Below are 6,089 nucleotides of genomic sequence, written 5' to 3'. Positions count from 1 at the left end.
CGGTCACGGTGTTACTCACTTGATGTCTCTTCCATGATCATCAATTACACCGGTGAGCGTACAGACCCTGTGAAACTCGACGGCCACTTCCGCGGCGAGATCGCACGCGAACAGTGGGAGCGCGAAGGTCCTGGTTGGCGCGGCACCGTCAACTTGAGGGGCTGTCTCGGATCTGGGACGATCGCCAGGTTTGTTGATCTTGCCGGGGAGGGGGGGGCCGCTGTGGGGACCGGGGCGACGGTGTCGTACAAGGGGTTCAGGTTCCCGGCCGAGGTCATCTCCCATGCGGTCTGGCTGTACTTCCGTTTTCCCCTCGCCTTCCGTGAGGTGGAGGAGCTGCTGCTTGCCCGCGGGATCATCGTCTCTCATGAGACCGTCCGGCAGTGGTGTGACAGGTTCGGGCCCGAGTACGCCGCTGCCTTACGCCGCCGTCGGCCGCGGGCCGGTGATAAATGGCATCTCGATGAGGTGTTCATCAAGGTCAACGGGGTGCGGCAGTACCTGTGGCGGGCCGTGGACCAGGACGGTCATGTGCTGGACATCCTGGTCCAGTCCCGGCGGGACGCGAAGGCCGCGAAGCGGTTCATGGCCAAGCTGATGAAGAAGCAGTGCCGCGTCCCGCGGGTGCTGGTCACCGACAAGTGCCGCTCCTACGGCCCGGCCCACCGCGAGCTGATGCGGTCGGTGGAACACCGCTCCCACAGGGGCCTGAACAACCGGGCGGAGAATTCTCACCAGCCCACCCGCCAGCGCGAACGGGCCATGAAGTACTTTCGCTCGCCCCGGTCGGCCCAGAAGTTCCTCGCCGCGTTCAGCCAGATCTCGCCCCATTTCCGGCCCCGCCGTCACATGATGACCGCATCCGCATACCGGGCCGAGATGACCACCCGCTTCGCCCTCTGGGACCACATCACCGGCGTCACCGCCCTGCCCACGGCAAGCTGAAACCAGGGCCGCCCTTCGGCCCCATCACGACCTGACACACCCTCAACCAACCCGCCAACCGACAAGTTGACGACGCCCGACGGAGTACTACGGCCTGGCCATCGCGCAGATGCGCGCCGAGGGCCGCGCGGTCGACGACGAACTCCTCGCCCATACCTCCCCGGCCCACAGCGAGAACGTGAACTTCTTCGGCACGATCAACGTCGAGGTCGACACCGAACTCGCCAAGCTCGACCCGGCCGGCTACCGGCCGCTGCGCTCACGCCGCCCAGACTCGACGTGAGCCGCCGGGCATAGATCGTTTCCGCTGCTGCCAATTCCACTGACGTTGGGGAGTGTCATGAATCATGAAATACCTGAGAGTCCGGTAGGTGCGGGCCGCGAACGAGCGGCCAGGCTGCCGGGGGGCATGGCTTCCTGGCCGGTCGCCGCCTGCGGCTCATTGTTCACACGAGCGCCGGTGTGGGAGCGGGCAGGTAGGGGGTGATGTTGCTCCAGGCGCGCTTGATGTATTCCTCCTTTTCGCCGACCGGGGCGACATAGTGCAGCGCGCTTTCGGCTGCGTTGTTGCCCTTGAGGCGGGCGATGATCCAGGCGGCGAGGTAGTGCGAGGCCAGGCAGCCGCCGGCGGTGGCGATGTTGTCCTTGGCGTAGAAGGGCTGGTTGAGCACCTCGACGCCGGCGGCGATGACCCAGGGCTTGGTGGTCAGGTCGGTGCAGGCAGGGATGTCGTTGAGCAGACCGAGCTTGGCCAGCACGAGCGCGCCGGAGCACTGCGCCGCGATGAGTTGGCGCGAGGGGTCCAGGCCGCGCAGGATGTTCATGATCGCCGGGTCCTCGACGACCTCGCGGGTGGCGATGCCACTGCCGACGATGACGGCGTCAGCGGCGCACACCTCCCCAAGGGTGGACATCTGTTCGATGACCACTCCGTTCATCGACGTCACCTTGGGGGCGGGGGTGGCGATGGTGACGCGCCAGTCGTCGGCCTTGATGCGGTTGAGTACTCCGAGCGCGATCAGAGAGTCGAGCTCGTTGTAGCCCTCGAAGGTGAGGATGGCGATGTGCACGGCGGTTGTCCTTCCGTATAGGTGGGGTGGGTCTTGACGGTAAGGACCCGCGAACATGACGGTCAAAGAATTGTCATGGATACAATTCGGTGCATGGCAGCCTCGCGGTACAAAATGCTGGTCGACGCGCTCGCATCCGACATCCGGACGGGGCGGCTCGCCGCAGGCGTGCGGCTGCCGACACACCGCGGGCTCGCCGCCCGTGAGGGCATCGCCGTGGTGACCGCGACTCGGGTGTACGCCGAGTTGGAAACGATAGGTCTGGTGAGCCGGGAACAGGGCCGCGGCACGTTCGTGCGTGACATCGCGGTTCCCGCCGGTCACGGCATCGATCAGCAGGTCGTCGCCACGGATGCGGTCGACCTCACCTTCAACTATCCGTCGTTGCCCGGCCAAGCCGATCTCCTACGGCAGGCCCTGCGGGAGGTGGCCACCTCCGGTGATCTCGACTCACTACTACGCTACCAACCACATCGAGGGCGCCCTCAGGACAGAGCCTCGATCGCACGGCACCTGAGGCGTCGAGGAATCACCACCGACGCCGATCGGATCCTCATCGTCAACGGTGCGCAGCAGGGCCTGGCTATCACTGTCATGGCCGCGCTCAACGCCGGCGACGTCGTCGCGGTCGACGCGCTCACCTACCCGGGTTTCAAGGTGCTCGCGCACGCCCTTCAACTCGACCTGGAGCCCATACCCACCACCACGGACGGGCCGAATCTCGATGCTCTTGAGAAGCTGTGCGCTACCCGCCCTGTGCGCGCGATCTACACCATGCCCACCTTGCACAACCCTCTGGGCTGGGTCATGCCGGCAACGGACCGAACCCGCCTGATCAAGATCGCTCGACAGCACGGTCCGCTCATCATCGAAGACGCCGCATACGCCTACCTGGCCGAGGACCCTCCACCGCCTCTGGCTGCAACCGCGCCGGACATCACCGTCTACGTCTCGACGCTGTCCAAGAGCGTCGCCACCGGCCTCCGGGTCGGCTTCGTTGTCGCCCCGCCATCTGCGGTGCCGTCGCTCGAACGCGCGATTCGGGTGACTACCTGGAACACCCCCGCCCTCACCACCGCGATCGCCTGCCGCTGGCTCGACGACGGCACGGTGGACCACCTGGAAGCGCAGAAACGAGAGGACGCCAAGGCCCGCCAGTCACTCGCCAGACAAGAGCTGGCAGGCCTACCACTCATCGGCCACCCCTCGTCCTACTTCACCTGGCTGACGCTGCCCGACGACGCACGCGCCGATCGCCTGACCGCCGCCCTCGCGCGCCGGCGCATCTCGGTGACCACAGCGGAGCCGTTCACCACCTCGACGCACACGCCGCAGGCGATCCGCCTCGCTCTGGGCTCGACCGATCTGGACCGTCTCCAGTCGACGCTGCGTACAGTGCGACAAGTCGCCGTCGAGGACGCCTACACCTGAACTCCCCTCGACCAGCCGATTCACGCTCCGCACCGACGTCTGCGTACGAAAGTCCGTCGGCGCTGAAGGCCTGGGGCCCCGGCGGCCTGCGACCCGAGACTGATGAGGGAATCACCGCAGCCGTCTTCTCACGGAACCGACGGCCTCAAGTCTCAACAGCCGCGAAGGAACGACGTTGGGCCTGCGCCAGCGTGCGCCACAGCTCGTGGAGGGGGCGGCTGGCCGTGAAGTGCGTGAGGAAGCAATTCGGGACCAGGGCGCCAATTTCGACTGTCTCACAAGCATGGATGTGACACAGGACCTCGACCGCCACACGGCGCCCACGTCCCCGCAGATCAGTCTGTGTCAAAAGCTAGTGCCACAACGGAGTGTCAGAACCCAGGCAGCGGAATCAAGTTGTGGGACAGTGACCCACATGGATCTCGCGTACTGCAGAGTCAGCACCACCGCGCAGGACCTCGCCCGGCAGATCGACGCGATGCGCGCCGCCGGAGTCGCCGAGGAACACGTCTACGTCGACAAGCGCACCGGCGCGAACATGGACCGCGAAGGCCTGACCGCACTACTCGGCTTCGCACGGCCCGGCGACCGGATCAACGTCCTCACCCTGGACCGGCTCGGCCGGAACATGCGCGAGACCCTCAACCTCATCCACGACCTCACCGAGCGCGGCATCTTCCTGCGCACACTCGGCGACAAGCTCGCCGTGGACACCAGCGAACCGGGCCCCGGCACCGACATGGCCATCGCACTGCTGGCGATGTTCGCCCAGATGGAACGGATCTACATGCTGGAGCGCGCCGCCGGCGCCCGCGCCGCCAAGGAGGCCCGCGGACTGCCGACCGGACGCCCGGCGAAGCTCAACGCGACCACCCGCGCCGGAGCCGCCCAACGGATCAAGGACGGCGCCATCCCCGAACAGGTCGCCGCCGACCTCGGCATCAGCCGCTCCACGCTGTACCGGGAACTACGCAAGCACCGCGAAGGCACTGCTGCCGAACCCGCCGGGCAGGAAGGATGACTATCAAGGCAGGCCGTATCACCGCAGTTCAGGTGCTGCTTCGTCGGTTTCTCGGGGAGAATTACGGCCTGTACCACACCATCCCGGTGTCAAATCATGTGACACCAAACTGCACTCCCTGTATGACTCCTACTCGACCGCCTCATTCGCTGACGATGCCGCTGACGGCGCTGGAGCCCGGCCCGTCGGCTTCGGCGTCCCCGGTGCCTACCGCCTTCGCGGGGCCCGACAGGCCACCGTCCGCGCGCTTGACGCCGGTGACCGCGCTGGCGCCGTCGCGGGCGACGGCCTTCCCCGTCGCGACGGCCGCATCGCCGGCCGAATCGGCGACGAACACCAGCAGTTCGCGCAGCTCCCCCGCCGCGCGCTCCCGCCCGTCGGCATCGAGACTCTCCAGCAGAGCCTCGAACCGCCCCTGCCACAGGCCCTCCTGCCGCAGCCGTTCCGTGGTGATGTCGGCCGAAGCGCCCGGGGCCAGCGCCCGCGCGGTGTGGTCCAGGCGTTCGAGCTCGGCGCGTTGCCGCGCGGCGTCGCCACGGCCGAAGAGATCCGCGACCCGCCGACGCAGCCCGTTCCACGCATCGGTCCCTGCAGCCTGGACCACCGCGCCACCACCCGCCGCCGCCAACACCGTCAACGCCTCGACCAGCATGTCCCTCACCCCTTCGCACAGATCGGCCGCCCACCATCGTCCCGACACCGGGCAATCACACACCATCCACCCACCAACACGATCAGTAACCGCAAAGAGTTCCCGCCCGGGCCGCTTGTACGGCGCCCCGACCACGTCCCCGGGCAACGCCGAACCCCCGTCAACGGGCGGAATCGGGTGAGCTGACGGTTCCGTCACCGGCCACACATACCGTTGACCTTGATCCGCGAAAGGGATTGCGCGTGACACAGACGCGTACACGGCATACGGGACAGCCGCGGCCTACGGGTACGCCGTGCTGACCTTCGTGTCTCACGAACGGTCGTTACCCGACACCTCTGCCTTCCTTTTCCGCCTGCTCTCGCCAATAGGCCACTCCCTCCTTCGCCATCTGGACATAGGGATGGTGAGGGCCCAACACTCGCTCTGCGTGTTCCTGCAGGTCGGCGGACTCGGATGCAGCACCTGCTGCATCCCCCGCTTCCCCCCGAAAATGAGCGGCGCAGCCTTGAGCGGTCAGAGTGTCGAGGTGATCAGGGCCCAGCACTCGCCGTGCGTGCTCCAGCAGCTCCGCGTAGGCGCTGGCCGCACCGACCGCATCCCCCGTTTCCGCCCGCCAGTGAGCGAGTTTGTTCATGACGTTCAGGTTCTGGGGGTTATCGGGGTCCAGCACACGCCTCCCGTCAGTCAGCAGTGTGGCGAGCGCGGTGCCAGCGTCGGGTGTATCCCCGGCTTTCCGCTGCAAGGCCACAAGGTTGTTCCGGGCGGCGAGGGTATGAGGGTGGTCGGGACCCAACACTCGCAGATAGTCGGTTAGCAGTTCCGCGTAGGCAGTGCCAGTTTCGGGCGTATCCCCGGCTTTCCCCTGCCACCAGATGAGGTTGTTCCGGGCGGCGAGGGTATGAGAGGGCGTTTGATATACGCGTATTGCCCTGTATGCCCTAGTAGGTTCCTCGCCAGGTTGGCGTGG

General features: G+C 66.6%; 6 protein-coding genes and 1 pseudogene. 4 read left to right on the top strand and 3 right to left on the bottom strand.

All coding sequences use genetic code 11. The features are described 5' to 3' along the window. Positions 1 to 222: 222 nt before the first annotated feature. Positions 223 to 945 carry an IS6 family transposase gene (locus tag F3T56_RS45195; protein ID WP_149831271.1) on the top strand — a complete coding sequence of 241 codons (723 nt, stop codon included), beginning with the start codon at positions 223 to 225 and terminating at the stop codon, positions 943 to 945. 109 nt (positions 946 to 1,054) lie between these two features. Beyond that, positions 1,055 to 1,228, top strand: a complete 174-nt coding sequence (locus F3T56_RS45190) for a hypothetical protein (RefSeq protein WP_216373112.1) — start codon at positions 1,055 to 1,057, stop codon at positions 1,226 to 1,228. Between the two features lie 163 nt (positions 1,229 to 1,391). On the opposite strand, the gene F3T56_RS45185 is transcribed toward F3T56_RS45190, so the two are convergent. Next, on the bottom strand, positions 1,392 to 2,015 hold the full coding sequence (locus tag F3T56_RS45185) for a DJ-1/PfpI family protein (protein ID WP_149831270.1): 624 nt from the start codon (positions 2,013 to 2,015) through the stop codon (positions 1,392 to 1,394). Positions 2,016 to 2,048: 33 nt separating this feature from the next. Between F3T56_RS45185 and F3T56_RS45180 the strand changes: the two genes are divergently transcribed. Continuing rightward, on the top strand, positions 2,049 to 3,446 hold the full coding sequence (locus F3T56_RS45180) for an aminotransferase-like domain-containing protein (protein WP_246204814.1): 1,398 nt from the start codon (positions 2,049 to 2,051) through the stop codon (positions 3,444 to 3,446). Positions 3,447 to 3,861: 415 nt separating this feature from the next. Next, positions 3,862 to 4,467: a recombinase family protein gene (locus F3T56_RS45175; protein ID WP_149831269.1), complete on the top strand. Its 606-nt coding sequence runs from the start codon at positions 3,862 to 3,864 to the stop codon at positions 4,465 to 4,467. Between the two features lie 142 nt (positions 4,468 to 4,609). On the opposite strand, the gene F3T56_RS45170 is transcribed toward F3T56_RS45175, so the two are convergent. Beyond that, entirely contained in the window at positions 4,610 to 5,119 is a 510-nt protein-coding gene (locus F3T56_RS45170; protein WP_149831272.1) for a hypothetical protein, read from the bottom strand. Positions 5,120 to 5,444: 325 nt separating this feature from the next. Continuing rightward, positions 5,445 to 6,089 (bottom strand): annotated as a pseudogene (locus tag F3T56_RS47300) (tetratricopeptide repeat protein); the annotation flags it as partial.

Source organism: Streptomyces tailanensis (assembly GCF_008386495.1).
GTDB lineage: Bacteria > Actinomycetota > Actinomycetes > Streptomycetales > Streptomycetaceae > Streptomyces > Streptomyces tailanensis.
The sequence above is the reverse complement of the archived record's forward strand: the minus strand, read 5'-3'. Positions and strand labels throughout refer to the sequence as shown.